Raw genomic sequence first — 25,541 nt, forward strand, 5'->3', positions numbered from 1 at the left:
AAAATCAAATCCCGTATTTCTCGCGATAAGCTTGCATGTTTGCTAGCGCTTCTTTTTCGCCTTTCGCTTCTAAATAATCCATTAAATCTTTCATGGTAATCAGTGCATGCACAGGAATTTCTAATTCTTTTTGAACTTCTTGAATTGCAGAAAGTTCACCTTGCCCACGTTCTTGACGATCTAGCGCAACCAACACACCCGCAATAGTTGCACCGGCATTTTTCAAAATCGTTACCACTTCGCGAATCGCTGTGCCTGCGGTAATCACGTCATCAATAATCCAGACTTTTTTACCCTCAACCGCAGCACCGACTAAAACACCGCCTTCACCATGATCTTTTGCTTCTTTACGGTTAAAGCCCCATGGCACGCTCTTGTTATGTGTTTGCGATAAAGCAACAGCAGTCGCAGCTACAAATGGAATACCTTTGTAAGCTGGTCCAAAAATCACATCAACATTTTCACATTGTGTTAATTTATCGGCATAGCCTTGTGCTAAAAGAGATAAAGCTTCACCATCGTTGAGTAGGCCTGCATTAAAAAAATAAGGACTCACGCGTCCAGATTTTAAAGTAAACTCACCAAATTTAAGCACACCGCGTGATAATGCGAGTTCGATAAATGCTTGCGGGTGAAATGACACAGGCGTTGTCATGAGGTGCTCCAAATTCACAATTGAGGTTAAATTTTCGCATGATACCAAAGGATCAGTATCCAAGTGATGTAAAAATTCTTCGAGTCGTTTCCATTAACGTAAATGGCTTACGTTCTTCAGTGACGAAAGGCTTACTTGAATGGTTAGAACAATCAGATGCCGATGTCGTATGCATGCAGGAAAGCCGCATTACCCATGAACAATGGACTGAGAAATTTAGACCCGAGGGATGGCATACCCATCTCTTTCCAGCAGAGCGTGCAGGCTACGCAGGTACTGCAATTTATAGCCGCTTACCCTTTGTCTCTATTAAAGATGGTTTAGGGTTTGAATTGGCCGATAGTCAAGGCCGCTTCATTTCTGCCGAATTCGATTTAGGTTTGTCACATCCCGTACATATTGCATCATTATACTTACCTTCAGGCTCAAGTGGTGAAGAAGCGCAAGCACGTAAAGATTTATTTTTAGGTGAATACGCCAAAATCTTGAAACAATGGCGTGATGAGAATAAGTCCATCATTATTTGTGGCGATTACAACATTGTTCATAAACGGATTGATATTAAAAACTGGTCGGGCAATCAGAAATCGTCTGGCTGTTTACCACATGAGCGTGCTTGGCTTGACCACATTTATGATGAACTTGGCTATGTAGACACCTTCCGTGTTGTAAGAACAGAAGCGGAATTGTATTCATGGTGGTCAAATCGCGGACAAGCGCGTGCGAAAAATGTAGGTTGGCGTATTGACTACCACGCATGTTCACCAGACTGGAAAGCGCGCACTGTAAATGCATGGGTCTATAAAGATCAATGGTTTAGTGACCATGCTCCAGTTATTATCGACTATAAAATTCAAGAATAAGTGAACACATGTTCACTTACATTGTCGTTTTTACTTACAACACATGTCGCTTTTGAGTATTTTTCTTACACATGTTTAACGGCATTATAGCCCCACGGCACAGGGAAGCAGTCAGGATGACGCAAAAGGATAGGACGCCGTAGGAAGATAAAATAAACTTAAGATAAGTTTATTTGCAAGGATGTGACAATGGACGTTGAAATGAGACCCGCATGATCAGGATGATTAAATGCGGGTTTTCTCTTTTCTATCTCTTATTTTTTGCGCTACGTTCTTTTAGTTTTTAATTTATTCTTATTAAGCTCATTATTACCTTGTCTTATGACAATAACATGACATTCTTTATTGTTTTAATCATTATTTTTCATTTGTTTTAAAAGTATCTGTATAAAGTAGTGCTCAAATGCATTTTGGGTTAGGCTGTGTGTTCTTTCTTTTTGACATGGTCCGATAAAATGTTAAAAATTTATGGTATTAAAAACTGTAACTCGATGAAAAAAGCATTTGATGCTTTACAAGCAAAAGGTTTGAGCTACGAATTTCACGATTATAAAAAACAAGGGATCGATGCCGATACTCTAAAAATCTGGTTAAAAGAAATTGGACAAGACACGGTGCTCAACAAGAAAGGTACCACGTGGAAAAAACTATCTGAAGAAGAACAAACGCGTGCTTTAAGCAGTGAAGATCATCTTATTGAGGCGCTAATTACTCAGCCAAGCTTAATCAAGCGACCAGTTCTACAGACCTCTAAAGGGTTTCTTGTGGGCTTTGATGAAACGGCCTATCAAAACTTAAGCGCATAAAAAAACGAGCCCAATGGCTCGTTTTTTATTTAGGCTTTTAGTTCGCACGAATCCAAGTTTGGTTACGGCCCAATGCTGAAACGCCAATATAACCACGTAATTTAAGCTTCTTACCGCCCTCAGCCAACTCACCTTTTAATTTGTAAGTTTTGCCAGATTTAGGGTCTAAAATTGTACCGTTTTCATAACTGTTGCCACCTACATTTTTTAGATTATGTACAATGGTCACACCTTTAAGCGGTTTGTTTTTATACGGACCTTCACATTTTGTACAAGCGTTTTCTTCACCTGGTGTCAAAATGTTTTGAATGGTTGCAGTTAAGGTTCCATCCTTCTGTTCCGTAAATTTTACTACGGCTTTGGGCTTATTGGTTTGGTCATCAATCGTTTTCCATACCGTTCCGTTTAGTGGGTCAGCCGCATTGGCAAATGCAGCCATACCAACAAGTCCTAAAGCTAAAGCAATCTTTTTCATTTTTGTAATATCCTTGGGTCTTCCAAGACTTCAGTATTCAAAACTCGCAACGATATTGCAATTTTTGAATGTGACTGTTTCGTGTAACCTTGTAACCTTGAAAAATAAAATTTATAGGGAAACAAGTAATTAACATAAGCGGATACTATATGAATATACCTAATGTTTTAAAATATTATTTCACAGAAACATTTCTTAAAACAGCAATTCGCAAACCAAGTCAGTTGAATTTACCTCCAACTGCTCTGCGCCCTATGCTTGAACAACTTTGCCGAGCATTTCCAAAACAAAAAAATGTAACCGTTCGACCAATCCGACTTGCTGGCATTAAGGGTGAAGAAATTAAAGCCCAAGATTCAGCGACCCAGCTTATTTTTCATATTCACGGCGGCGCCTTTTTTTTAGGAAGTTTAAAAACACATCATGCGTTCATGACAGATTTGGCTGCTCGTACCCAAATGCAAATTATTCATGTGGACTATCCACTTGCACCCGAGCATCCATATCCTGAGGCGACTGAGGCCTTATATGATGTCTATCAATCATTATTAGTTCAAGGTATCCAACCTAAAGATATTATTTTATCTGGTGACTCTTGTGGAGCTAATTTGGCTTTGGCACTTTGCTTACGTTTAAAAGAACAACCCGAACTTATGCCAAGTGGCCTGATTTTAATGTCACCTTTTCTAGATTTAACCCTAACCAGTGAGTCTTTAAGATTTAACCAAAAACATGATGCCCTGCTTTCTCTTGAAGCTCTACAAATAGGTATTCAGCATTATATTGGCAATCATATTGCGGCAGATGACCCGCGTGTTTCACCTATTTTCGACAACTTAGAGGGTTTACCGCCAACATTAGTTCAGGTTGGTTCAAAAGAAATTTTATTAGACGATGCCAAACGTTTTAGAGAGAAAGCTGAAGAAGCAGGTGTAAAAGTACATTTTAAACTTTACACAGGCATGTGGCATAACTTCCAAATGTTTAATGCTTGGTTCGAAGAAGCAAAACAGGCGGTGGCGGATATTGCTGAGTTTGCTCATGAACTTGATAAGACGTAATCAAAATGAAGAAGTGACAAATTTAAAATTTGTCACTTCTTCTTATTTTTCACAATCCAAATCATAAGGTTTAATTTATGAATCATGGTATGTTTAGGTTATGAATCCTTCAAACTCTCCCTCTTTAGGATGATCTGACGAAGAGACATCTCTATTTAGGAGTTCCTTTATTATTATGAAAATTCGTTTAATCACTCGTCCTATAAATAAAATAAAACAGGTGATTCTCGATTTCATCCATCACAATCACATTATTAACTGGACCCCATTACAAAAAAGCGCACTAATGCTTACCCTCGCCTGCGCAATGAATTTCAGTTGGATTTTATGGAAAGGCTATATTTTAATTACTCCTAGTGTTTGGCAATGGGCAAACCTATCTTTAGTTGAATCACAAATCTGGCTGAATTTGCTGACCTTATTTTTATTAGCTGTACTCATTATTCCTTGTTATCGCTACAAAGACCAAGCTTGGGCGCAAAAAATTGTGCCTTTAATTAGTGTACAAGCCTTTATGCTGATGTTGTGCCACGATGGATATTTAATTGGTAGTATCAGCCCTGCCACAATGGTGGGTTACGTAGGCACTATTGGCGTAGGTTTGGTTTTATTTGAACGAAAAATTGTTTATAGCGCTTTTATACCTGCAACTATTATTCTAGCGGTATGTACATATTTAAGTATGACGGGGGTTATTTCATATGCGCCCCTATTTAATTTTACAGCGATGCGTCATGCCCAAACCAATCCATTTTGGCTAGGAAGTATGCTGTTTTTTATTATGCCTATTTTAGTGGCGTGTTTTATTTTATTTGAAATATTGCTGACTCAATGGCGTCAACGAGAAACCTATATTCAACGTTTAAGCCAAATCGACCCGTTAACTAATGTCTTAAATAGACGAAGCTTAAATACCCATCTTGAAGTACTTCATGAGCAACAATTTGATTATGCAGTGATACTTCTTGATATCGATCATTTTAAAAAAATTAATGATATATACGGACATCACCAAGGTGATCAGGTTTTGATTGAAATTGCTCGGTGTCTTTCTGAAAACTTACGTAATGAAGATATTATTGGACGTTTTGGTGGAGAAGAATTTATTTTATTACTTCCTCATACCGATATTATTCAAGCAGAAAAAATTGCTGAACGTTGCCAGCAAGCTTTACAAGAATTGACTATCTTCAATAATCAAAATATCCAAATTCATGTAAGTGCCAGCTTTGGCATCAGCAGTTCCGCATTTGCAAATGACCCCTATCTTGTGATTAGACAAGCCGATCAAGCGCTCTATGCGGTAAAGGCCTCTGGGCGTAATCAAGTACGCACTTTTCACCAACTACCTCAGATCAAATCAATTTGAATCTTTAACTTTTGATAAGCTCGCCAGCTGTTGTAAAAGCTCTTGCTGACTAAATGCGCCTGTTAAACGTAAAGAACGAATTTCTTGCTGTTGCTTGTTTAAAAAGAGATACGTAGGTGGCCCAAGAATATTCCACTGCTTGAGTAGAGCTTCATGTGAGTGGTCATAATGACTCAAATCAAGTTTAATGAGATAGTAAGGCGCAAGAGCCGTCTGAACCTCAGATGTTTTTAAAATACGATGTTCAATAGGCTGACAAGCCACGCACCAATCAGCATAGACATCAACAACAATAGCCCGATCTGCAGGAGCTGCTGCTAAAATCTTTTGAAAGTCTGCTGCCGTGGTCGCCACATGCCACTCAGCCATATACTCAGAATTTTGTAAGCTACGATTTTGAATATGTTGATACTGGTTATAAACCACAAATGGCGTTACCAATAAAAGTAGGAGCGCATAAAGCCACTGTAACTGCCCTTTTTTCCAAAAAAACTGATACAGCGCATAAATAATAAAAGCCAGCCCAAGTACACAACTAAGTGCTTGCATCCCCCAATCTGGCAATAAAGGGCGAATGAAATAAAGGCTTAACCCCAACATCAGAAAAGCAAAAATCACTTTAATCTGATGCATCCAGTCGCCCGCTTTAGGTAAGAACTTTGCACCTAAAACACTCGCGATGAGTAAAGGGATTCCCATGCCAAAACCGAGACAGAATAAAAGCAAAGCACCTTGCCATTGGTTCTGGGTTTGAGAAATAAATAATAAAGTTCCAGCCAAAGGCGCAGTCATGCATGGGCCAACCAAGAGCGCAGAAACCACCCCCATAACGCCTGCGCCAACTAAAGTACCGCCTTGTTGCATGGACTGAATACGATCAAGGCGATTTAACCAAGTTTGCGGTAACCGAAGCTCAAAAAGCCCAAACAGATTTAGTGCAAAAACCACAAACAACAAACTAAACGCAATAAGGGTAGCAGGCTGTTGTAGCCAGCGTTGGAAATTTAAACCCGCTGAAGAAGCAATCAAGCCTAGACCTGCATAGACCAATGCCATACTACACACAAAAGTAAGTGCAATCGTCCAAGCTTTTAAACCTTTGTGATCTCGAATGATCAACGAGGTTAAAATAGGCAGCATCGGTAAAGAGCATGGCGTAAATGCAAGCAGCATGCCTAAACCTAAAAATAATAAAACACCATACCAAAGCGAGTGTTCAATTAGCTTTGCTGACCAAACCTGATCTTGGGCAATCTCTGGAGCAGCTCCTTCAGCTTGAGTAGCTGAACTCTGATTTTCTAAAGGCTCCGTAGAGTTTGATGCTTGGGTATTTGCCAAATCTAATAAGCGTTTTGGTGCTGCACCTGCCTGATTTTGCAGACCGACCAGACCATCTGCGTCAGTTTGAAACTCAATAGTTTGTGGAGGATAACAAATACGGTCTTTGGCACAGCCTTGCCAAGTTACTGTGTAGTGCTCTGAAGGCTTGGTTTTAATCTGGAAGTTGACTTGATGGTAATAAACTTGGCTTTGGCCATAGTTCTCATCATATTGAGAAACCGCTTTAGGCAAATTTAAAGTTAAAGGCTGATTGCCCTGTTGTACGGTAAATTTATGCTGATACAAATAATAATTCGGCTGAATCTTCCACGATAACTTTGCGGTATGCGATTGTGGCGATTCAACCGAAAATGAAAAAGCCTGTTCGGGTGACAATAACTTATCTTCTGCAAAGACAAACTGACTCAATACAAAAGTAGCGGCTACTAGAAAATAAATAATTCCCTGAGAAATAAGCTTTTTCATCAATAATAATGAGTTCAAGTTAGTCTGATCAGAATAAGAATGCCATGCCTAAGCCACCTTTGTAGCTCTTATCTTGACCTTCTAAGTCCACACCAATATTTGCATCAAGTTGAGTGCGGTTATTTACTGCGTAAACTAAACCTGTTCCTAAACCATATTGGTAGTCTTGGCTTTCAGCTTTACGATAAACAAATTCAGAATATCCTGAGAGTTTGCCCGCAATCTTATAATTGATGGTTGGAATTGCAGTCACTGCCCAGTTACTGTTTTGTACTTCATAACGCATGGTAATAGAAGTATCCAACAAATCATTATATTTATAAGCTACTGCTGAACTTAAACTATATATATCGTCATGGGCAGTAAACTCATCATTACCTGTTGCAATGACAGCTTCAGCCAATACAGCCATTGTTAAATTTTCATCATTTAAATCAATTGCTTTTTTTAAGCCGATGCTTACATCGCCAAAACCTGAGTTATCCGTTTTTTTACCAGCACGTTTAGTTTGAGTCCATGCCGGACCTTGCCAGCCTAATTGCAATTCCAAACCATCAGCTAAACCTGTACGGAATAACATATCCTCATTTACAGTAACTGTTTTTTCTTTAACGCCATCAACAGTTGTCTCTGTATAGGTTGCACTTGGTAAGCCTTGTTCCCATGCTAATTTACCAACTGGCGTAATGCCTGTTCCAAAGCCTGAACCCGGACGATCAAACGAGAACTCTGCGGCAAAAGTACTTCCTGCAGCAACAGCGGTCAGAGCAAAAGTTAAAATTTGAAATGTTCTCATTCTATTATCCAATCAACTAGTTAATTCTTTTGACATTTTTGCTCCATGACGGCGCAATAACTCTAGTGTTTCACGCTCTTCTTGAAGCGCTTCTGACCAATCTATTTCATCAAAATCACAATCAAAGAACAACTGACTGATTGAAGATAAAATGGTGAGTCCTTCTTCATCACGTGTGTTTGGATCAACTTTTTCATCTAGCAAGCGCTGAACTGCTGGTGCACATGCCGAACTTGCTGCATCCCATAGTGGACCATAAAACTCTTCTGCATCCCAAAGATGAACATTTGCCTTTGCCTGAATGAGGGCTTCAAGAATATCGAGATAAACTTGCAGGGCTTGCTGTTTTTCTTCTTGTGATAATGGAGTCCCCGCTTCATACGCTTCAGAGACGTCTTCCCACCATTTAAAAATTCCATCACAAATAATGGACACTGGCGGTCCTTGTTCCGGATCAATGAAATTCGGATCAAGACCCTCAGCAAGTAATTTTTGTACTTGCGCGAGTTCTAATTCTTCTATGGCTTTAATTAAAGCCTGCTGTTGGGTGGTTAACATGACCATCTCTCAAAAATATATTAGCGCTATTATGCCTAATCTCTACTGAAGATTTTAGAGGTCAACGCTATTGCATTGCAAACCTAAAGTTGTGAAGAGTTTTTATTGGTCTTTTTATGTCTTCATAAAAAAAGCCCCGAAGGGCTTTTTAGTGTTTTTTTAAACTTCATCATCAATGAATTCTGGTTGACCACCTCTCGGGTGTTCTTTTTTCTCAAAGGTATGTTCAAGGCTACGTTTTAGCTTTTCAATCGCGCCATGAATTGAAGCGTCAATATTTCCTGCTTTATGGTGCACTGCAACTGGTTTTAAGCCAGAAGGACGTGCTTCGATCATACAGTGGATATCTTTGTCTCCACCTTTGTCCCCATTTTCATCACTAAAATGAACCGAGAAATGTGTAATACGTTCGCTATGACGTTGGAATTCTTGAGTAAGTTCTGCACGTACATAAGTAATTAAACGTTCACTATTATGGATGTTTTTATCTGTGCGGATTTCAATATTCATAAATACCATCCTCTCTTTCTTACTGTGGATCTTTTCTATGCAAAACTTTTTTATGTTGGCATGTTTTAAGCATGCATGAACTGACTTCAATTGTACATTTTGATGGTGTAATGGTTTGTTATCTCCTGACTTAAACGTACTGCTTTTAATTTATTTTGAAGATCTTCATACCTTCAATATCAGTCCATCTATAAAAATATGCAAGCTGATTTTTTAAATTTTTATGAAAAATTGAACAAAAGGAGAGCAATTGTGCCCGAATCTTATCTATCTGGAGCAGAACTTATTGAGCAGATTCAAAAGTCTCCTTATTCACGTGATTTAATCGGTTATCACGGACAGCCTCCAGAGGTGAAATGGCCTAATAATGCTAAGGTTGCCGTGCAATTTGTGCTGAATTATGAAGAAGGTGGCGAAAAACATATTGAACACGGTGACGAAGGTTCAGAGCAGTTTTTATCCGAGATTATTGGCGCTGCAAGTTACCCAGCCAAACATATGTCGATGGACTCTATGTACGAATATGGTTCACGTGCTGGTTTTTGGCGCATTCATAGTGAGTTTCAACGGCGCAAGCTCCCCATGACCATTTTCGGAGTAGCAATGGCGCTTGTTCGCAACCCTTATATTGTAGAGGCAATTAAACAGGCCGATTACGATGTGGTTTCTCATGGCTACCGCTGGCTTCATTATCAAGAGACAGATCTTGAAGTCGAAAAACAGCATATGGAACAAGCTTTATCTGTTTTAGAAAACTTGTTTGGAAATAAAACTATAGGTTGGTACACCGGACGTGATAGCCCCAATACGCGTCAGTTGCTTGCAGAGTTCCCGCAAATACAATACGACTCTGATTATTATGGTGATGACCTGCCTTTTTGGACCACACTTACCGATACGGCGGGTGCATCACGCCCTCATCTGATTATTCCTTATACTTTGGAATGTAACGACATGAAGTTCTGCTCACCAGGTGGATTTAATAGCTCAGAACAGTTTTTTCAATATTTAAAAGATAGTTTTGATGTGCTGTATGCAGAAGGAGAAACTGCACCAAAAATGATGTCGATTGGAATGCATTGCCGTATTTTAGGGCGTCCGGGTCGTTTTAAAGCATTACAAAGATTCTTGGACTATATTGAAATGCATGATCGTGTTTGGGTATGTCGCCGTCAGGATATTGCAGAATATTGGTATAAAAATCACATAAACCAATAATTGGTTAGTAATTTTCCAAATTTTTAAGCAAATCTCACATCACTCTTGGCACTGTTATTGCTAAAACTCTATATCACGACAACGAGTTTAGGAATAACAGTGTTTTTAGCCGAGTTTAATCAAGCCCCGCCCGACCAACTCAAGACTCTGTTAAACAACTGCGTCCATATTCCTGTATGGGCCGAAAAAATTATTTCAGAACGTCCCTACTCATCAACATCAGTACTTTTAGGGTATGCAGAACAATTAAGCCACACATGGTCATGGCAAGAGATTCAGGCCGCATTAGCCACCCATCCAAAAATTGGTGAAAGACAGGCAAAAAAACAGCTCAATGCAAAAGAGCAAAATTTTTCAGCCCAAGAACAAGCTGGCATTTCCTTAGATGAACAAACACAACAAGCCCTGCTGCAAGGTAATATCGAGTATGAGCAGAAGTTTGGTTTTATTTTTCTAATTAAAGCCGCAGGCCTCAGTAGCGACGAGATTTTAAAAAAACTCCATCAACGTCTTCAAAACAACTTAGCTATTGAAAAAACAATTGTACATGAGCAACTCGCTGCAATTGCTCTATTACGTCTATCTCAGGAAGTACAAGCATGATCAGCACTCATATTTTAGATACGAATTTAGGTAAACCGGCGGCACAGGTCGAAGTGAAGTTGTTTCATGCAGCCACTCATGAACTGATAGCGACTGCAATTACCAACCAAGATGGGCGAGTGAGTGATTTTGGAATAAAAAACTTAGGTAAAGGTGCTTATCAACTTGAATTTGAAGTTGCCCCTTATTTTTCATCACAGCAAATCAAAACTTTTTTCCCCCGTGTTTGTATTCAATTTTTTATAGAAGACACCAATCAGCATTACCACATTCCATTACTTATTAGTCCGTTTGCTTATTCCACTTATCGCGGCAGCTAACTCAAATATAAATAGGAGAAAAATATGAATCATCAGCAAAAGAATGCGATTTCTCCAGAGCATGAATATTTAGGAATTTCCAAAAGTTTTGCTTACGGCTTACAGCATGTGCTCACCATGTATGGGGGAATTGTAGCCCCGCCACTGATTATTGGAACGGCAGCTGGCTTAAGCGCAGCACAAGTCGGAATGCTCATTGCAGCGGCCCTATTTGTAGGCGGGTTGGCAACTCTCATACAAACCATCGGAACCAAATATCTAGGGGCAAAATTACCTCTAGTGCAAGGTGTGTCTTTTGCTGGTGTGGCAACCATGGTTGCTATTATCACTACAGGTGGTGGGTTGCCTGCTGTCTACGGCGCGGTTATTGCAGCCTCTCTAATTGGACTATGCCTTGCACCTTACTTTTCAAAAATTATTCGTTTTTTCCCACCTGTTGTGACCGGATGCGTCATCACGATTATTGGGCTATCGCTATTACCCGTTGCGATTCGCTGGATGATGGGTGGTAACAACAAAGCACCTGATTGGGGTAGCGTCGAGAATATCTCTTTAGCTTTGCTGACCTTAGGCATTGTGATTATTCTAAATATGCTGCCACAAGCAAGTATTCGCCGTTTATCAATTTTGTTGGCTATTGTTGCGGGTACTACCCTTGCCTACTTTATGGGTTTTGGAGATTTTAGTCAGGTGAGCTCAGGCGCATGGCTGCAATTTCCGCACTTATTTGCATTTGGTTTACCAACTTTCGAGCTAAGTGCAATTTTATCGATGCTAATCGTTACTTTGGTGATTATGACGGAAACTACAGCCGATATTATTGCTGTCGGAGACATTGTAGGAACCCAAGTCGATTCAAAACGCATCGCCAATGGTGTACGTGCAGATATGTTTTCAAGTGCGATTGCTCCTATCTTTGGTTCATTCATGCAAAGTGCTTTTGCCCAAAATGTTGGACTGGTGGCAATTACAGGTATCAAAAGCCGCTTTGTCGTAGCAGCAGGCGGTGTCATTCTGATTATTTTAGGTCTATTACCTGTTATGGGCCGCCTTATTGCGGCAATTCCTATGCCAGTACTTGGTGGTGCGGGTTTGGTCTTATTTGGGTCGGTTGCAGCAAGTGGAATTCGCACTTTGGCAAAAATTGATTATAACGATCAGAAAAATTTGATTATTGTAGCAACTGCTTTATCAGCTGGGATGATTCCAATTATTAACCATGAATTTTATGCTCATTTCCCAGTTTGGGTACAAACTTTGTTCCATTCGGGTATTAGTTCGACTTGTATCTTTGCTATCTTATTGAATTTGTTATTTAATCACTTACCTTCATTTCGCAGCTCGCGTACCCCTCATTTAAGCCAAACAATAAACACACGAAATACACATTAATGAGTTAGTTTTTTAGCGCCCCACTTCGGTGGGCTTTTTTTTAACCGTTGATCAAATTTGGCTTCATTTTTGCTTAAGACCCTGTATCCTTAGCGTGCTTTATTTGGGGGGAGATCATTTAAATGCAATTAAAGCAACTTGCGGCGACTTGTGCCTTGTTATCTGCAACTGCCATGGTTCAGGCAAAACCAATCTGGCAAGATTTTAGCGTGACTGGACTTTATGGTGAAAACTATGAAGTTGTAGATGACAAAGAAACCACCATTACTTTGGAATATGCAGCAAAAGTTAAATATGCTGATGTATTTTTCTTTATGGACCGCATGCGTGGCGAAAATGACCATAAGAGTACTTATTTTGAGTTATCACCACGTTTAAGCTTAGGCGAAGTGTCTGGCAAAAAACTGGCGTACGGCCCAATTAAAGATGTACTCATTAGTACCACTTGGGAAAGTAATAGCGAAAACGGCAATAACTTTGACAACTTCTTGTATGGTTTTGCAGTTGATTTAGATATCCCATATTTCCAATATGCGAATTTAAACTTCTATCGTGCGAATAATGAGAACACTGACGACGATTATCAAATGACGTTCGTTTATGGCATTCCATTTAAAATCGCATCTGAAGATTTCTTGGTAGATGGTTTCCTAGACTGGTCAACCGCTGAAGGCGACCATGCGAGCGAGTTGAACTGGACAACTCAATGGAAATGGAATGTAGGTAAACACATTTCTCCTGATACACGTCTATACCTCGGTATCGAGCACTCTGTGTGGAATAACAAATTTGGTATTAAAGGTGCCGACGAGAATAACGTTAGTGCATTGGTTAAATACCACTTCTAAAATTTTTATTTAGAAGATAAAACAGCAAGGAAAATCCTTGCTGTTTTTGTTTTTAATCGAGTGGATTACCCACAATATTGCTAATAATTCCCTGCATAATATGTCCGCCTTGTTCACGGCGTAGTTCCGCATACCAGGCCTGCGTGACCGTTTCATCTTTCATATGCGTTACGTCACAGCGTTTGCGCGCACGAAGCACCAATTCATTGGCACGTTCATTACGCTTGTTTTGATACCGGCGTAAAGCATCCTCTAGTCCCAAAGTGTTAATTTGCAAAGACCGCGCTAAATAAATCGCGTCTTCCATAGCTTGGCAACCGCCTTGCCCAATATCAGGTGTCGTGCTATGTGCAGCATCACCTAAAATCACCACACGACCTTTATAAAACTGTGTGAACGGTTCAATATCATGGATTTCTACCCGATTGGTTTTTTGCGGGTCTAAGCGTTCAATAAGCTGCTGCACTGGCTGACACCAATCAGCAAAATATTGTTTTAAAAGTTTTTTATATTCATCCCGATTATTCTCTAACCCTGCTGGTAAAGGTACATCTAAAAAGAAATAAAAACGTCCATCCGCAACTGGCATCAGAGACGCGCGCTTGCCCTCTCCTACATAAGTCGTCCATTGCTGAGCTGGCGCTAAATCTTCGGATATTTCAACCAGACCATTCCAGTTCACATAACCTGCATAGCGACGTTGTACCTGCTGACCTAACACATAGGCCCGAGTCATTGAATGCGTACCATCTGCCCCTATGAGTAAATCAGCCTGTGTTGAGCTACCATCAGCAAAATGAACCTCTACAAAATCAGCTTTATCTTCAAGGCCTACCATTTTTTTGCCTAAATAAATCTGATCTCGACCAAACTCATCCATTAACATATTTTGTAAATCGGCACGTGCAACCGGATAAGGGCGTTGTCCTACTTCTTCAATTAATGGTCGTAAACTGAATTGTGTCATCACATCTCCAGTTAAACCATCTACATAGGCCAAGTCATCCATTTGTCCACCAAGTTTGGCGATTTTGTCAGTTAATCCCAGATAGTTCAGACATTTCACCCCATTCGACCACAGCGAAATTGCGGCGCCGACCGGAAGAATCTTTTCAGTTTGCTCAAAAATACGAACTTGGTGACCAAATTTCTTTAATGCAATGCCTGTGGTTAGACCTCCCATTCCCGCACCAATAATCACCACATTCATAACACGCTCCTATAGATATTCACCTATAGGATGCTTATGCTAAAAACATGCCATCGTTCAAAATTTATTTAGCTTTTCCACAAAACTGGCATGCACCATGCTTATATATTTATGTATAAAACTCATCTCAACACGCTCAGTGTGAGTGCAGTTTTAAATGAAAAATCATGTTTTTAACAAGAAATACGGATACTCCATTATGGCAACATTGCACGCTCCAGCTTTTGAACTTCCTGAAATTTTGAATACTAAAACGAATTTGGCAGATGCCCGAATTGGTGCACAAGTGATTGAGTGTTCAGATGATTTCTTTGCAGAAGCAAAGCGTATGCTGCAATTTGAAGCACCTATTTTTGTTGAAGATAAATTTGATGATCATGGCAAATGGATGGACGGTTGGGAGACCCGCCGTAAGCGTCATGCAGGCTATGACTGGTGTATTGTGAAACTAGGTGTGAGTGGAAAAATCAGTGCACTTGATATCGATACCACGTTTTTTACAGGAAATTATCCTGCATCTGCATCATTAGAGGCATGTTATGCACCAAATGGTGACCTTACTGGGGTAACGTGGCAGAGTATTTTGGAAAATACAGAGCTAGGGCCGAGTCAACATCATATTTTTATGGTCAATAATGATGCAATTTTCACGCATATACGCCTCAATATTTTCCCGGATGGCGGTATTGCCCGTTTACGTGTTTATGGTGACGTTCATATTCAGGTGACCGACCACGAGCAGACTCTCGATTTATTGGCCTTAGAAAATGGCGGTCGTGTAATTGCTTATAGCGATGCGCACTTTGGACATCCACGTAATTTGATTAACCCAGGCCGTGGCATCAACATGGGCGATGGATGGGAAACCAAACGCCGCCGCGCACCAGGTTATGACTGGTGTATTCTTGCACTGGGTAAAAGCGGAAAAATTGAAAAAATTGAAATTGATACGGCGCATTTTAAAGGTAACTTTCCTGCTGAAGTTTCTATTCAGGCGGTCTACCTTGAAAATGCAACCGATGCACAGCTGATTCCACAAAGTATGTTTTGGTCTTACTTACTTGAAGCCCAACCTATGCAAATGGACCATATTCATGAATATGTGAATGAGATTTTAAAGCATGAAAAAGTCTCGCATATCCGTATTAATATGATTCCGGATGGTGGTATTAGCCGTGTCCGTTTATGGGGAAGAATTGCCAAGTCATGATCATGAAGAATGTTCAAATTCAGCCTTTAACCATTGAGAACTTTCAGCCCTTCGGAGAAGTCATTTGTTGTGACGGGCATGATTTTTTTCATATTAATGATGCACACACCGAGCGCTACCATGCGCTCGTTGAAACTGAAATTGAGGGCGAAGCAAAGGCAGGAATTAGTATTTTCCGAAATATTAAGGCGAGTGTGTTACCTCTGGAGATTTCAATGCTAGAGCGCCATCCGAAAGGCTCTCAAGCATTCATTCCATTACAGCAACAAAAATTTTTAATTATTGTGGCCCCTGCTTTAGACAAAAATACTCCTGATATTTCAAAACTATGTGCTTTTGTTTCGGATGGCAAGCAAAGTATCAATTATCGGGCAGGTACTTGGCATCATCCTTTGCTTACCTTTGAAGCGCCGAGTGATTTTGCAGTAGTGGATCGAATTGGAGGCGGTGCAAATTGTGATGTTTTTCAATTTCCAGAAGCTATAAAAATTACTGTCTAAATTAAAATAGACAGATCTGTCTATTTTTTAATTTAATAGTAGAACCCGTTGTGGTGATTTTCAACAATTTAGATTTACACAAAAAATCCCCGCCAATTGAGCAGGGATTTTTTCATTTATTTTTAAACCGTAATATCAGCTAAGTTACCCTTCTGCTCAAGCCATTGCTTACGGTCTGCTGCACGTTTTTTTGCAAGGAGCTTGTCGAGTAAACCTGCCGTTAAATGTGCATCATCTAGATCGAGTTGCACCAAACGACGGGTGTTCGGATCCATTGTTGTTTCACGTAGTTGAATTGCGTTCATCTCACCCAACCCTTTGAATCGGGTAATTTGCGGGTTCTTATTGCCTTTAACATTTTTCAAAATGGTTTCAAGCTCTTCATCATCTAGCGCGTAATGGACATCTTTACCAATGTCGATACGGAACAATGGTGGCATTGCTACATACAAATGCCCTTCTTCAACCAATGCTGGAAAATGTTTAACGAATAAAGCGCAAAGCAAAGTCGCAATGTGTAAACCATCCGAGTCGGCATCGGCCAAAATACAGATTTTGCCGTAACGTAATTCAGATAAATCATCACTACCTGGGTCTACACCAATTGCAATCGCAATGTCGTGAACTTCCTGAGAAGCAAGTACTTCATCTGAAGAAACTTCCCATGTATTTAAGATTTTTCCACGAATTGGCATGATGGCTTGAAAGTTCTTATCACGCGCCTGCTTGGCACTACCGCCCGCTGAGTCACCCTCAACAATAAAGAGTTCACTTTCTTCCCGTGTTTGGCCCACGCAGTCCGCTAGCTTACCCGGTAAAGCCGGGCCAGAAACAATCTTTTTACGCTCAACTTTTTTTGCAGCTTTTAAACGGCGCCCTGCTTTAGAAATTGCCATTTCAGCAAGTTGCATGGCAATTTCAGCATGCTGGTTTAGCCAGAGCGCAAACGCATCTTTAGCAATATTTAAAACTATATTGGCAGCTTCACGACTCGAAAGACGCTCTTTGGTTTGACCAGAGAACTGTGGTTCTTGGAACTTAAGCGATAAAATATAGTTCACGCCATCCCAAACATCTTCAGCCGAAAGTTTAAGATTACGTGGTAATAAATTACGTAACTCACAGAATTCACGTAGCGCTTCGGTCACCCCTGAACGCAAACCGTTCACATGAGTACCACCTTGTGCAGTCGGAATCAGGTTGACGTAGCTTTCTTGAACCTGTTCACCACCTTCAACATTCCAGCAAATCGCAAATTCACATGCCGCACGGTCTGCTTGCCCACTGCTTACAAATGCAGGGTTTGGCAAAATTTCGCGGTCTTGCAATTCATCCATCAAATAATCGACAAGACCATTTTCAAATTGCCATTCGATTTTTTCATCATTAATTTGATCGATATAAGTAATTTTTAAACCAGCTGCTAAAACAGCTTTAGCTTTTAAATTATGTTTGAGTGCTTTTAAAGCAAATTTTGGACTATCAAAATATTTAGCTTCAGGCCAGAAACGTACCGTTGTACCAGTCGCACGTTTTGGTGCTTTGCCTTCTAGCACTGCCAAAGGCGCAACAGGTTCACCTTGCTCAAAGGCCATCTGGTATAAATTACCCTGACGCTGAACTTCTACCTCAACACGAGTTGATAAAGCATTTACAACCGAAATCCCCACACCATGTAAACCACCTGAAAACTGATAGTTATCAGTACTAAACTTACCGCCAGCATGCAGCTTGGTTAAAATGATTTCGATACCACTTTGTCCATATTCAGGGTGAATATCGACTGGCATACCACGGCCATTATCTTCAACCGACAACGAACCATCTTTATAAACCGTGACACAGATTTTGTCGGCATGACCGGCTAAGGCTTCATCGACAGCATTATCAATAACTTCTTGCGCTAAATGGTTAGGACGAGAAGTATCGGTATACATCCCCGGACGACGACGAACAGGGTCTAAACCGGAAAGAACTTCAAGCGATTGAGCCGTATATTGTGTCACGTTGTACGTTTTCCTTATTTGATGGTGTGCGCAAAGAATTCGATCACTAAGGGTAATTTTTCTTCAAAATCTTCCATGGCATGATTGCCATGAGCATCCGTCAAAATCAATGAGGATGGTGTTGCAGCACTATAATAGCGTTGTGCTTGACGATAATCCAAAATTTCGTCGCCTTGTTGCAACAAGACGAGTATTTTGTCAGCATTTTCAGGCTGTTTCAGTTCCAGTTGTTCTAACTGTCGTAACTGAACATGATCAATTGACCATTGATCGTTCACCTTATAAGGCATACTTTCAACTTGAAATAACTCATCAAACAGCTTCCATGGTTGCATAGCAGGGTTAATCAGTACAGCCGGAATATTATATTTCGCGACAAAATATGTCGCAAAAAATCCACCAAGACTACTGCCGACTAAAGCCACCTCTTGTAAAGACTCAATCAGCTCTGAAACCTGGGCTACTACCTGTTCCGGAGATCTATTTAAATCTGGCAAATGCACATTTATGCCCAATTCGCTACAATACTGCTTAAGGCTGAGCCCTTTAATTGAAGAAGAGCTACTATTAAAGCCATGGAGGTAGATAATATTCATATATTTTCCCTCTAAATTGAGAATAAACTCACATTTTTGTTCTCAGTTTGTATATAAAAACACTATTGTCAGACAAGAAAAACCACTCAACTTACCATTCATCAGTATTTTAAAAACATGTGTTATTTAAACTACTAAGATGGAAACGTTAGCTGCCGTTCATAAAAAGTACAGCTTAAAACGTCGGTTATAACGTAAATGGGGAAAAGATATGCCGAGCTTAACACCGTTACATGAAACTTATTGTAAATGGGATCGTACGCCACCTAGTCAGGCCGACGTACTAGAAGGTTTAGCTCAACTGTTCAGTACCAGCTTAAATGGTGTACATGAATTAATACAAGTCATTAATATTGAAGTATTAAAAAATGCTTTTGGTATTAGTGCCCAAAATGCTAAAAATTTCCAAAAACGGCCCTCTGTCCAAAAGGCATATCAGTTTTCTTATGGTGCCTTACAAAAATATGGTAGTTGTTTTTTAGCACCAGGGCTGCGTCGCATTATTGAAAAATTTCCAACCCTTCATGAGAAGCCATTAACACCAACCCTTCATTTTTTAGTAGGAGTGTTAAATGGTATTTTCGGAGACTATCTACTTAAACAACATAGTCCCCTCGCCTTGCCAATGGTTCTATACGACCACTACGGTGCAATCCAACAAGGCGAACTTGCAGGCCGTATTGTAATTTTGGTTCATGGTTTGTGCATGAACCATCTTACTTGGTCAAATGCACATTATGGCGGGATTGGTGAGCGTCTGTTAGCACAGCGTGATCACAACACGATGCTGTATTTAAATTACAATACAGGCCGCCGCATTTCAGCCAATGGTCGCAGTTTCTCAAATTTATTAGAAGATTTAGTACAGCGTAATCCAAGAATTACTAGCATTGATTTAATTGGTCATAGTATGGGTGGACTGGTTTCCCGTAGCGCACTGTTTTACGGTAAACAAAATATGTACCAATGGATTCATATGGTCGAAAACCTCGTCTGTATTGGATCTCCCCACCACGGTGCAGTGCTTGAGCGTTTTGGATTTGCACTACAAGATCGGCTAGGCGCTTTTCCATTTGTTGGCCTAATTGGTCAGTTGGTTAACATCCGTAGTAATGGGATTTTAGACCTACGCCATGGTAGTGTTCGAGATGATGACTGGGAATACATGGATGCCCGTATTGGTATGATGGATGACAACCGTGCTCCGGCTCCTCTACCTTCCCATATCAATACCTTTTTAGTGGCAGGAACACTCGAGTTTGAAAAGGTGCGTAATAAAGCGCTTACCGTGATTGGCGATTACTTAGTGAGTGTAAAAAGCGCACTAGGTGAACATCCTAATCCACGTTTTCAGCTTAAAGTTCCAGATTCACATAAAGCGGTGTTTTATGGCTTAAATCACTTTGAAATTCAGTATCACTCAAGTGTTGCCGAACAGATTACTCGCTGGTTATATCCTCATGTGAATGATTATGTGCAAGACGGTATTCAAACCCATATTATTGATATGCCGAATTATACGCTCGAAGATTTAGAAGGAATTGTAGAGACGTAAAAAAAGCCCAACTTATGTTGGGTTTTTTTACGTTTAAATTATTTTAAAAATAGCCCTATATCAATTATTTATCTTTATAAAATAGGTTATCTTTGATATCTAAAACGTCATCGGAATAAAGATAATATTTTCCTTCCTTAAAGACTACTTTTCCTAACTTTTCACCACTTTGAACTTTAAAGAAATATAGTTCGTTATTTTTCTCTTTCACTTTGCATATATAAGATTTATCAACTTGAAAGCCAGCAACAGAATACTCACACTTTTTGGGTGTTAATGCTAAAACAGATTCTATCGTCGCAACATTTCCACCTGATAGTTCTTCAGAACTATAATAATGATAAGTACCATACCACTTATCTGCATTTGCAAATGTGTTAGTAGAAAGAACTAGGAATAATAAAAAACAAAAATTTTTCATTTAATTAATTTATAAACAATCAAGTCAAACTATTATAACCAAATTACAATACAATAAAATATTTAATAATTTTATAAATCAACTATTAAAATACTCTTTTGAAAATTAATTCTTATCACTATTAACAAATTTAGAGAAATATATGAAGGAAATTGTTGTTTTTGATTTGGATGGGACATTACTCTCGGGTGACTCTACAAGGACATGGTTAACAGATAAATTGAAATCTAATATTTTTAGATTTATCGGAGCACTTATTGTTACACCTATCGCTTTACCTCTTATGAAATTTAAGAAATATAAATCTAAAGGTGCGTCATTGTATTTATGGATTGCAACGTATAGCTTGAACGAACAAGAATTAGAATACAGCTTTAAAAATTTCTCTAAGAATATCAATGAAACTACTTTCAGTTCATTATATTGGTTTGAGCAAGGTATAGCCGAAGTTAAAGATCATTTAGCCAATGGAAGAATTGTGTTTATTGCCACGGCTGCACCAGAAAAGTTAGCAAAAGTTTTACTAGATTCTATTAATCTAAATGTACAAATCATTGGTACTCCTTTACAAAATAAACTAGGAGGATGGGTAAGTGGAATACATTGTAGGGCTGAAGAAAAAGTAAAAAGATTGAATAAGCTTGATATCAAACAACCTTGGTTTGCAACATACAGTGATGATATTGAAGATGACTTACCCATTTTGATTGGCGCTAAATTACCCTATTTAATTAACGGGGATAACAACAAAATTAAAAATATTAAAATCAAAAATTTAAAAATATTAAATTGGTTTTAAGCTTATGATATGAATATTGTTTATATAAATTTCTAAAGACTAAATAAAGATAGCATAGGCACTTTTAGTAATAAAGGTGTCTATGCTATTTAAATTAAATTTCTATTTATAGAGAATATTATCAGATACTTTCATTAATTTTCTCTATACTTATTTCTTAAATCTAACAAACCTTTACTATATATTTTTTCATTTTCAGTACACGATGCTTGTAAGTTCATATCTAGGTAAGTGTAACGATGTAACAACTTTTCTTCATTATTTTGCCCTCCAAAAATATTAAAATGTGCACCTTCACTTGAAAAACATTCAGTTATAATATTAGGAATTCCATCCCCTATCAAATCAACTCCTCTAATTTTATTATTTTTATATAAAATCTGATCCTTATTTAATTCAAAGCCATAGCCTCGAACTAAATCCTTGCTTCTTTTTTTAATATTATAAAAATAATTAGGCTCATCTGTAACAAAAGCTAATTCTGAAACACAATCACTACTATCTTTTTTCAATAGTGGGTTCACAACATCATATTTAAATTTTTCTTCCTCTTTATAGATAATTACGATATCTTTATTAAGAGGTTTTTCACTTACTATACAACCTTCATCAGAATCTAATAATAAATAAATTTTATTATCTAAACCCTTTTTTATTTTTCTAATTTTTTCAGTAGATTCAATGAATTGGCTATTATTTACTTTCTGTATTTCAAAAGAATTTGCATAAGCTCCTTCAATTACATATTGAATAGTAGATAAGCTAAAACCTACTAAAAATACAAAAACTAATTTTTTATAAATCACTTCTATTTTCTCACATCACTAATGAAATTAATATTTAGAGCCATTCCTAACTTTACTATATGAATATTATCAAATTTCAACTTTCCAAGCTTTATTGGCAACTAGTTTTCCATTTTTTATATTTAAAACGATATTATATGCTGCTGCACCACCATTATTAAAAGTATTTAAAATAAAAATATTATTATTTAAGTAATATATTTTAAAATCAGCAAGCTCGTTCTTGCCCTCATCGATACCATCTTTAGGGAAAAAATATTGCTCGAGCTCAGTTCTACTGATTTCTATTCTGTTATCTTTTTCTTTAACAATAATTTTATCAAGTTGTAAAAAATTATTGTCAGGTAGACTACCATCTGTACCAAAAAACTTTTTATTATTAAAATATTTATATTTACCTTTGAAAGTTTTATACAGTTTAGGATCCGAAATAGCTTTTTTTGCATACACTTCTACAATTATATTTTTATCACTATAGATAACCTTTTCTCTAGAATATTGAGATAGCTTAATAGAAGTGTAACCACTAAAATTATTTATTCTATTTTTATAGACAAATCCTGTTGCACCATTACTTGCATTAACTAAACAAAAATTATTAGTCTCTTCATCCATTACACAAGAAACAATTTCATTATTATTTAATTTAGATGTAACTTTCGAACTTAAACTTGAATTTTCCCTTACATTCACATACCCATCCTTATCTTGAATAAGACCAAAGTCAGCATGTAAAGCCTCAATAGATCCAATCATGAAAGCAGTAAAAACTATAAATTTAAGATATTTATTCATTCGGTATTAACTTTTATTAATAAGAAAATATTTTCAATATTACCAATTATTTAAAAAGCAGTAAAATAATTTATATAAAATAATCTCTATTTCAAAAAATATAAATACATATCATTATTTTCAATTTTTGAAACAATATTTTTCTCACCCTTTCTCTTTTCAACAATATCTTTAATTAAAAAAGGTTTATTTTTATCAGGAATTAAGGAAAAAGAATATTGAATTGGAAATTTCTCATAATTAACTTTTCCAGTTGAAGCAAAATCTTCAGTTAGTTTTTGAAAGTCATATACTATTTGATATGACTTATCTTTTTTATTATACTTTATGGATGATAATTTTGTAAATTTCATTGAAGCATCATTTAAACTTCTTAATTTAACATTTATTGATAAAAATGATGGATTGTATATCCCTATACTTTTTTTATTAAATACATATATATCACTTTTAAATTTTTTTGAATTATTATTGGACACAGGATTTGTATAACTTTCAATTGAAAAAATAGAAATATTATTATCATTATAAATAATACTAGTACCAATTGCTCCAACATCTGAAATAACAAAAGGAAGTTTATATTGATTTTCCCCTAATAGAATTGTAGGTTGATAGCTTATAAAGTAATAATTCTTTCCTTTTATTTCATTATTATTATTCAAAACCGGATTTAGTAAAACTGTAACTTCGCCATATGGAACAGTAATGATATTTTTTTCAAATCTACATTTTTGCTGACATCAGTATATATAAAGGAAGAATTTAAAACACTCCGATACCCTAATTTGACATTTACTGGCTGATCTTGATTATTTTCTATATTAAACTCAGCATTAGCAGCATTCGCCCAAGCTAATATACTAATTATAAAAAATTTAAACATGCGGTTTTCTCAGTTTACAAAAATATTAGTCTTTAAATTTAAAATTTATATCAGTCAATTGAACATGCTAGCTTCGTCTCTTTAAGATTATTATCTGTTGTATAATTAATTGCAAAATTCAAATTTATTAAATCTACTTTTCTAAAGATTTTAGGAACTATATTCCAAACATTTTTACCGATAGTAACAAATACCAAACTAAATTCTGGAACTTTATTATTATTCGTATCAATTTGATATTCTATAGAAAATTCATCTTTTTTCTTACCAACAATATTATATATACGTGCCTCCTTTAACCCTTGATCACAAGCTTGATATATATAAATTTTGTTTTTTAAAATTTTAATTGTACTTTCACTACAATAACATCCACCTGTTTCTAACTCTTTGACAATACCATCTGTGTATTTAAATGGTTTTATTAGGTTTCCCTCTAAACTATCAAGGTCCAAATATAACTTTTTCAAATCTTTTATTTTAGAACTATTAAAATCACTTAAACATTTATAGTTTTCACTACTTGCTTCTTTCCCATTAAATTTACATTTTAAATTTCTATCTTTCAACCAAGAACGTTGAGTATCTACCAGATACTTAACTTCATTTTTATTATCACTGATATAGCTTTTTATATCTAAATATATACTATTCAGATCATGCTCACTATTACTATATATTGTTTTCTCATCTAACCGTTGTGGTTTATAATCTGCAGCATTTGAATAGATACTCAAACTAGAGACTAATAAAATATTAGAAAACTTAGTGAAACTATTTTTCACTATATGTACCTTCAATAAAAATCAAAATTCAGACAAATTTCTATTTTATAAAAAATTTACAACAACATCACAAATATATTAAAGTTTCTTGTTTTTCCCAACCATAATTTATATATTACACTAGTATTTTCACTAAATAGAAACAAATATTATTGCTGCAAAATTTTAATCAAATTAGTATTATTATCGTATTTTATATTCTTAATAAGCTTACATTTACCTTTATTTTCTATCAAAAAATCAATAAACTCACCATGTGTAGGCGTATTAAATTTAACAGTAACAATATTATCTGTAGCTTGTAGTATACTAAATTTACCTATATCATCTTGTGCATTACTTAAAATATTAAAATCTATATTGCATACACCATTTAGATTATTTCTACAAGTATAATCTTTTACTAACATATTTGTTAATTGATTAGAAAAAAACCTAGAAATAGTTTTTCTATCAGCACTCTCAATAATTTTATTTCCATCCACAGGATAGTTTTTATATAAGTTTGTGATTAAACTTTTTGAGTCTTCAAAACATTTCTCATCGTTACTTGCATTTGTAAAACTAAAGAAAAAGGATAGAAAAATAAATGTAAATAATTTGTATTTCATAAATTATACCTAAGCTGATATCTTATTTTACAAGAAAAATTATAAAAACATCGCAACATTTTTTATTTACATTTTTTGAAA

The 25,541-nt window shown here is 37.0% G+C and carries 27 protein-coding genes and 1 pseudogene; 13 read left to right on the forward strand and 15 right to left on the reverse strand.

What is annotated here, in order from left to right:
* Nucleotides 1-4: 4 nt before the first annotated feature.
* Nucleotides 5-655 carry an orotate phosphoribosyltransferase gene (gene pyrE, locus RFX69_RS06420; RefSeq protein ID WP_000211303.1) on the reverse strand — a complete coding sequence of 217 codons (651 nt, stop codon included), beginning with the start codon at nt 653-655 and terminating at the stop codon, nt 5-7.
* Nucleotides 656-693: 38 nt separating this feature from the next.
* Here pyrE and RFX69_RS06425 point away from each other — a divergent pair, with 38 nt between their 5' ends.
* Entirely contained in the window at nt 694-1,518 is an 825-nt protein-coding gene (locus RFX69_RS06425) for an exodeoxyribonuclease III (RefSeq protein ID WP_000612365.1), read from the forward strand.
* A 455-nt stretch (nt 1,519-1,973) separates the two neighbouring features.
* Entirely contained in the window at nt 1,974-2,324 is a 351-nt protein-coding gene (locus RFX69_RS06430) for an arsenate reductase (RefSeq protein WP_002059456.1), read from the forward strand.
* Nucleotides 2,325-2,361: 37 nt separating this feature from the next.
* Here the strand turns inward: RFX69_RS06430 and RFX69_RS06435 are convergent, their stop codons facing one another.
* Nucleotides 2,362-2,799, reverse strand: a complete 438-nt coding sequence (locus RFX69_RS06435; RefSeq protein WP_000717015.1) for a DUF2147 domain-containing protein — start codon at nt 2,797-2,799, stop codon at nt 2,362-2,364.
* A gap of 149 nt (nt 2,800-2,948) precedes the next feature.
* Between RFX69_RS06435 and RFX69_RS06440 the strand changes: the two genes are divergently transcribed.
* Nucleotides 2,949-3,860 carry an alpha/beta hydrolase gene (locus tag RFX69_RS06440; protein WP_199970486.1) on the forward strand — a complete coding sequence of 304 codons (912 nt, stop codon included), beginning with the start codon at nt 2,949-2,951 and terminating at the stop codon, nt 3,858-3,860.
* Between the two features lie 175 nt (nt 3,861-4,035).
* On the forward strand, nt 4,036-5,229 hold the full coding sequence (locus tag RFX69_RS06445) for a GGDEF domain-containing protein (RefSeq protein ID WP_289332970.1): 1,194 nt from the start codon (nt 4,036-4,038) through the stop codon (nt 5,227-5,229).
* Here the strand turns inward: RFX69_RS06445 and dsbD are convergent.
* The 4 genes from dsbD to RFX69_RS06465 form a co-directional block, all read right to left on the reverse strand.
* The gene (gene dsbD / locus RFX69_RS06450; RefSeq protein WP_271056016.1) at nt 5,221-7,035 is read right to left on the reverse strand and encodes a protein-disulfide reductase DsbD; all 1,815 of its coding nucleotides are present in this window, start codon (nt 7,033-7,035) and stop codon (nt 5,221-5,223) included. The two genes, RFX69_RS06445 and dsbD, sit on opposite strands and share 9 nt — an antisense overlap.
* 28 nt (nt 7,036-7,063) lie before the next feature.
* Nucleotides 7,064-7,831, reverse strand: coding sequence for a transporter (locus RFX69_RS06455; protein ID WP_001258758.1), 768 nt, complete (start codon nt 7,829-7,831; stop codon nt 7,064-7,066).
* A gap of 12 nt (nt 7,832-7,843) precedes the next feature.
* Complete coding sequence (locus tag RFX69_RS06460; protein WP_289332969.1) at nt 7,844-8,389, reverse strand: ankyrin repeat domain-containing protein; 546 nt, start codon at nt 8,387-8,389, stop codon at nt 7,844-7,846.
* Between the two features lie 159 nt (nt 8,390-8,548).
* Nucleotides 8,549-8,899: an HPF/RaiA family ribosome-associated protein gene (locus RFX69_RS06465; protein ID WP_001019316.1), complete on the reverse strand. Its 351-nt coding sequence runs from the start codon at nt 8,897-8,899 to the stop codon at nt 8,549-8,551.
* A gap of 252 nt (nt 8,900-9,151) precedes the next feature.
* On the opposite strand from RFX69_RS06465, the gene puuE reads away from it, so the two are divergent.
* From puuE to RFX69_RS06490, 5 genes are all read left to right on the forward strand, one after another.
* A complete protein-coding gene (puuE, locus tag RFX69_RS06470) occupies nt 9,152-10,117 on the forward strand; it encodes an allantoinase PuuE (protein WP_032038012.1) in 966 nt (321 codons plus the stop codon).
* A 99-nt stretch (nt 10,118-10,216) separates the two neighbouring features.
* Nucleotides 10,217-10,720, forward strand: coding sequence for a 2-oxo-4-hydroxy-4-carboxy-5-ureidoimidazoline decarboxylase (gene uraD / locus RFX69_RS06475; protein ID WP_000477669.1), 504 nt, complete (start codon nt 10,217-10,219; stop codon nt 10,718-10,720).
* On the forward strand, nt 10,717-11,040 hold the full coding sequence (uraH, locus tag RFX69_RS06480) for a hydroxyisourate hydrolase (RefSeq protein ID WP_000626018.1): 324 nt from the start codon (nt 10,717-10,719) through the stop codon (nt 11,038-11,040). The genes uraD and uraH overlap by 4 nt, the downstream gene beginning before the upstream one ends.
* A gap of 24 nt (nt 11,041-11,064) precedes the next feature.
* The gene (locus RFX69_RS06485) at nt 11,065-12,432 is read left to right on the forward strand and encodes a nucleobase:cation symporter-2 family protein (protein WP_001016457.1); all 1,368 of its coding nucleotides are present in this window, start codon (nt 11,065-11,067) and stop codon (nt 12,430-12,432) included.
* A 122-nt stretch (nt 12,433-12,554) separates the two neighbouring features.
* Nucleotides 12,555-13,280 carry an outer membrane protein OmpK gene (locus RFX69_RS06490; protein ID WP_001176278.1) on the forward strand — a complete coding sequence of 242 codons (726 nt, stop codon included), beginning with the start codon at nt 12,555-12,557 and terminating at the stop codon, nt 13,278-13,280.
* Nucleotides 13,281-13,332: 52 nt separating this feature from the next.
* Here RFX69_RS06490 and hpxO read toward each other — a convergent pair whose 3' ends face one another.
* On the reverse strand, nt 13,333-14,490 hold the full coding sequence (hpxO, locus tag RFX69_RS06495) for an FAD-dependent urate hydroxylase HpxO (protein WP_001103527.1): 1,158 nt from the start codon (nt 14,488-14,490) through the stop codon (nt 13,333-13,335).
* A gap of 199 nt (nt 14,491-14,689) precedes the next feature.
* Here hpxO and alc point away from each other — a divergent pair, with 199 nt between their 5' ends.
* Together alc and RFX69_RS06505 are read left to right on the forward strand one after the other, a co-directional pair.
* Nucleotides 14,690-15,700: an allantoicase gene (gene alc, locus RFX69_RS06500; protein WP_289332968.1), complete on the forward strand. Its 1,011-nt coding sequence runs from the start codon at nt 14,690-14,692 to the stop codon at nt 15,698-15,700.
* Nucleotides 15,697-16,200 (forward strand): ureidoglycolate lyase, encoded by a 504-nt coding sequence (locus RFX69_RS06505; protein ID WP_032050630.1) that lies wholly within the window; start codon nt 15,697-15,699, stop codon nt 16,198-16,200. Before alc ends, RFX69_RS06505 begins: the two co-directional genes overlap by 4 nt.
* A 122-nt stretch (nt 16,201-16,322) precedes the next feature.
* On the opposite strand, the gene parE is transcribed toward RFX69_RS06505, so the two are convergent.
* Both parE and RFX69_RS06515 read right to left on the reverse strand, forming a co-directional pair.
* Nucleotides 16,323-18,206 carry a DNA topoisomerase IV subunit B gene (gene parE / locus RFX69_RS06510; protein WP_000195974.1) on the reverse strand — a complete coding sequence of 628 codons (1,884 nt, stop codon included), beginning with the start codon at nt 18,204-18,206 and terminating at the stop codon, nt 16,323-16,325.
* A gap of 14 nt (nt 18,207-18,220) precedes the next feature.
* On the reverse strand, nt 18,221-18,802 hold the full coding sequence (locus RFX69_RS06515; RefSeq protein ID WP_001021725.1) for a YqiA/YcfP family alpha/beta fold hydrolase: 582 nt from the start codon (nt 18,800-18,802) through the stop codon (nt 18,221-18,223).
* 211 nt (nt 18,803-19,013) lie between these two features.
* Between RFX69_RS06515 and RFX69_RS06520 the strand changes: the two genes are divergently transcribed.
* On the forward strand, nt 19,014-20,357 hold the full coding sequence (locus RFX69_RS06520) for an alpha/beta fold hydrolase (RefSeq protein WP_001139636.1): 1,344 nt from the start codon (nt 19,014-19,016) through the stop codon (nt 20,355-20,357).
* Between the two features lie 64 nt (nt 20,358-20,421).
* Here RFX69_RS06520 and RFX69_RS06525 read toward each other — a convergent pair whose 3' ends face one another.
* A complete protein-coding gene (locus RFX69_RS06525) occupies nt 20,422-20,778 on the reverse strand; it encodes a DUF5991 domain-containing protein (RefSeq protein ID WP_000787566.1) in 357 nt (118 codons plus the stop codon).
* A 142-nt stretch (nt 20,779-20,920) separates the two neighbouring features.
* On the opposite strand from RFX69_RS06525, the gene RFX69_RS06530 reads away from it, so the two are divergent.
* Complete coding sequence (locus tag RFX69_RS06530; RefSeq protein ID WP_000659467.1) at nt 20,921-21,577, forward strand: haloacid dehalogenase-like hydrolase; 657 nt, start codon at nt 20,921-20,923, stop codon at nt 21,575-21,577.
* Between the two features lie 134 nt (nt 21,578-21,711).
* Here the strand turns inward: RFX69_RS06530 and RFX69_RS06535 are convergent, their stop codons facing one another.
* The 5 genes and pseudogenes from RFX69_RS06535 to RFX69_RS06555 all read right to left on the reverse strand — a co-directional run bounded on the left by RFX69_RS06535 (nt 21,712) and on the right by RFX69_RS06555 (nt 25,460).
* The gene (locus RFX69_RS06535) at nt 21,712-22,383 is read right to left on the reverse strand and encodes a hypothetical protein (RefSeq protein ID WP_000639492.1); all 672 of its coding nucleotides are present in this window, start codon (nt 22,381-22,383) and stop codon (nt 21,712-21,714) included.
* Nucleotides 22,384-22,452: 69 nt separating this feature from the next.
* Nucleotides 22,453-23,178: an SH3 domain-containing protein gene (locus RFX69_RS06540; protein ID WP_005109259.1), complete on the reverse strand. Its 726-nt coding sequence runs from the start codon at nt 23,176-23,178 to the stop codon at nt 22,453-22,455.
* Between the two features lie 86 nt (nt 23,179-23,264).
* Nucleotides 23,265-24,064 (reverse strand): annotated as a pseudogene (locus tag RFX69_RS06545) (hypothetical protein).
* 50 nt (nt 24,065-24,114) lie between these two features.
* Nucleotides 24,115-24,849, reverse strand: coding sequence for a lysozyme inhibitor LprI family protein (locus RFX69_RS06550; RefSeq protein ID WP_289333136.1), 735 nt, complete (start codon nt 24,847-24,849; stop codon nt 24,115-24,117).
* A 149-nt stretch (nt 24,850-24,998) separates the two neighbouring features.
* On the reverse strand, nt 24,999-25,460 hold the full coding sequence (locus tag RFX69_RS06555; RefSeq protein ID WP_271055966.1) for a hypothetical protein: 462 nt from the start codon (nt 25,458-25,460) through the stop codon (nt 24,999-25,001).
* Between the last annotated feature and the right edge of the window lie 81 nt (nt 25,461-25,541).

Origin of the sequence: Acinetobacter sp. 148, from assembly GCF_031196675.1 — a bacterium.
Taxonomy (GTDB): domain Bacteria; phylum Pseudomonadota; class Gammaproteobacteria; order Pseudomonadales; family Moraxellaceae; genus Acinetobacter; species Acinetobacter baumannii.

What these genes read in the sequence shown, in the direction of transcription:
- pyrE (WP_000211303.1), bottom strand. Translation starts at nt 655, where the DNA reads ATGACAACGCCTGTGTCATTTCACCCGCAAGCATTTATCGAACTCGCA.
- RFX69_RS06425 (WP_000612365.1), top strand. Translation starts at nt 694, where the DNA reads ATGATACCAAAGGATCAGTATCCAAGTGATGTAAAAATTCTTCGAGTC.
- RFX69_RS06430 (WP_002059456.1), top strand. Translation starts at nt 1,974, where the DNA reads ATGTTAAAAATTTATGGTATTAAAAACTGTAACTCGATGAAAAAAGCA.
- RFX69_RS06435 (WP_000717015.1), bottom strand. Translation starts at nt 2,799, where the DNA reads ATGAAAAAGATTGCTTTAGCTTTAGGACTTGTTGGTATGGCTGCATTT.
- RFX69_RS06440 (WP_199970486.1), top strand. Translation starts at nt 2,949, where the DNA reads ATGAATATACCTAATGTTTTAAAATATTATTTCACAGAAACATTTCTT.
- RFX69_RS06445 (WP_289332970.1), top strand. Translation starts at nt 4,036, where the DNA reads ATGAAAATTCGTTTAATCACTCGTCCTATAAATAAAATAAAACAGGTG.
- dsbD (WP_271056016.1), bottom strand. Translation starts at nt 7,035, where the DNA reads ATGAAAAAGCTTATTTCTCAGGGAATTATTTATTTTCTAGTAGCCGCT.
- RFX69_RS06455 (WP_001258758.1), bottom strand. Translation starts at nt 7,831, where the DNA reads ATGAGAACATTTCAAATTTTAACTTTTGCTCTGACCGCTGTTGCTGCA.
- RFX69_RS06460 (WP_289332969.1), bottom strand. Translation starts at nt 8,389, where the DNA reads ATGTTAACCACCCAACAGCAGGCTTTAATTAAAGCCATAGAAGAATTA.
- RFX69_RS06465 (WP_001019316.1), bottom strand. Translation starts at nt 8,899, where the DNA reads ATGAATATTGAAATCCGCACAGATAAAAACATCCATAATAGTGAACGT.
- uraH (WP_000626018.1), top strand. Translation starts at nt 10,717, where the DNA reads ATGATCAGCACTCATATTTTAGATACGAATTTAGGTAAACCGGCGGCA.
- RFX69_RS06485 (WP_001016457.1), top strand. Translation starts at nt 11,065, where the DNA reads ATGAATCATCAGCAAAAGAATGCGATTTCTCCAGAGCATGAATATTTA.
- RFX69_RS06490 (WP_001176278.1), top strand. Translation starts at nt 12,555, where the DNA reads ATGCAATTAAAGCAACTTGCGGCGACTTGTGCCTTGTTATCTGCAACT.
- hpxO (WP_001103527.1), bottom strand. Translation starts at nt 14,490, where the DNA reads ATGAATGTGGTGATTATTGGTGCGGGAATGGGAGGTCTAACCACAGGC.
- alc (WP_289332968.1), top strand. Translation starts at nt 14,690, where the DNA reads ATGGCAACATTGCACGCTCCAGCTTTTGAACTTCCTGAAATTTTGAAT.
- RFX69_RS06505 (WP_032050630.1), top strand. Translation starts at nt 15,697, where the DNA reads ATGATCATGAAGAATGTTCAAATTCAGCCTTTAACCATTGAGAACTTT.
- RFX69_RS06515 (WP_001021725.1), bottom strand. Translation starts at nt 18,802, where the DNA reads ATGAATATTATCTACCTCCATGGCTTTAATAGTAGCTCTTCTTCAATT.
- RFX69_RS06520 (WP_001139636.1), top strand. Translation starts at nt 19,014, where the DNA reads ATGCCGAGCTTAACACCGTTACATGAAACTTATTGTAAATGGGATCGT.
- RFX69_RS06525 (WP_000787566.1), bottom strand. Translation starts at nt 20,778, where the DNA reads ATGAAAAATTTTTGTTTTTTATTATTCCTAGTTCTTTCTACTAACACA.
- RFX69_RS06530 (WP_000659467.1), top strand. Translation starts at nt 20,921, where the DNA reads ATGAAGGAAATTGTTGTTTTTGATTTGGATGGGACATTACTCTCGGGT.
- RFX69_RS06540 (WP_005109259.1), bottom strand. Translation starts at nt 23,178, where the DNA reads ATGAATAAATATCTTAAATTTATAGTTTTTACTGCTTTCATGATTGGA.
- RFX69_RS06555 (WP_271055966.1), bottom strand. Translation starts at nt 25,460, where the DNA reads ATGAAATACAAATTATTTACATTTATTTTTCTATCCTTTTTCTTTAGT.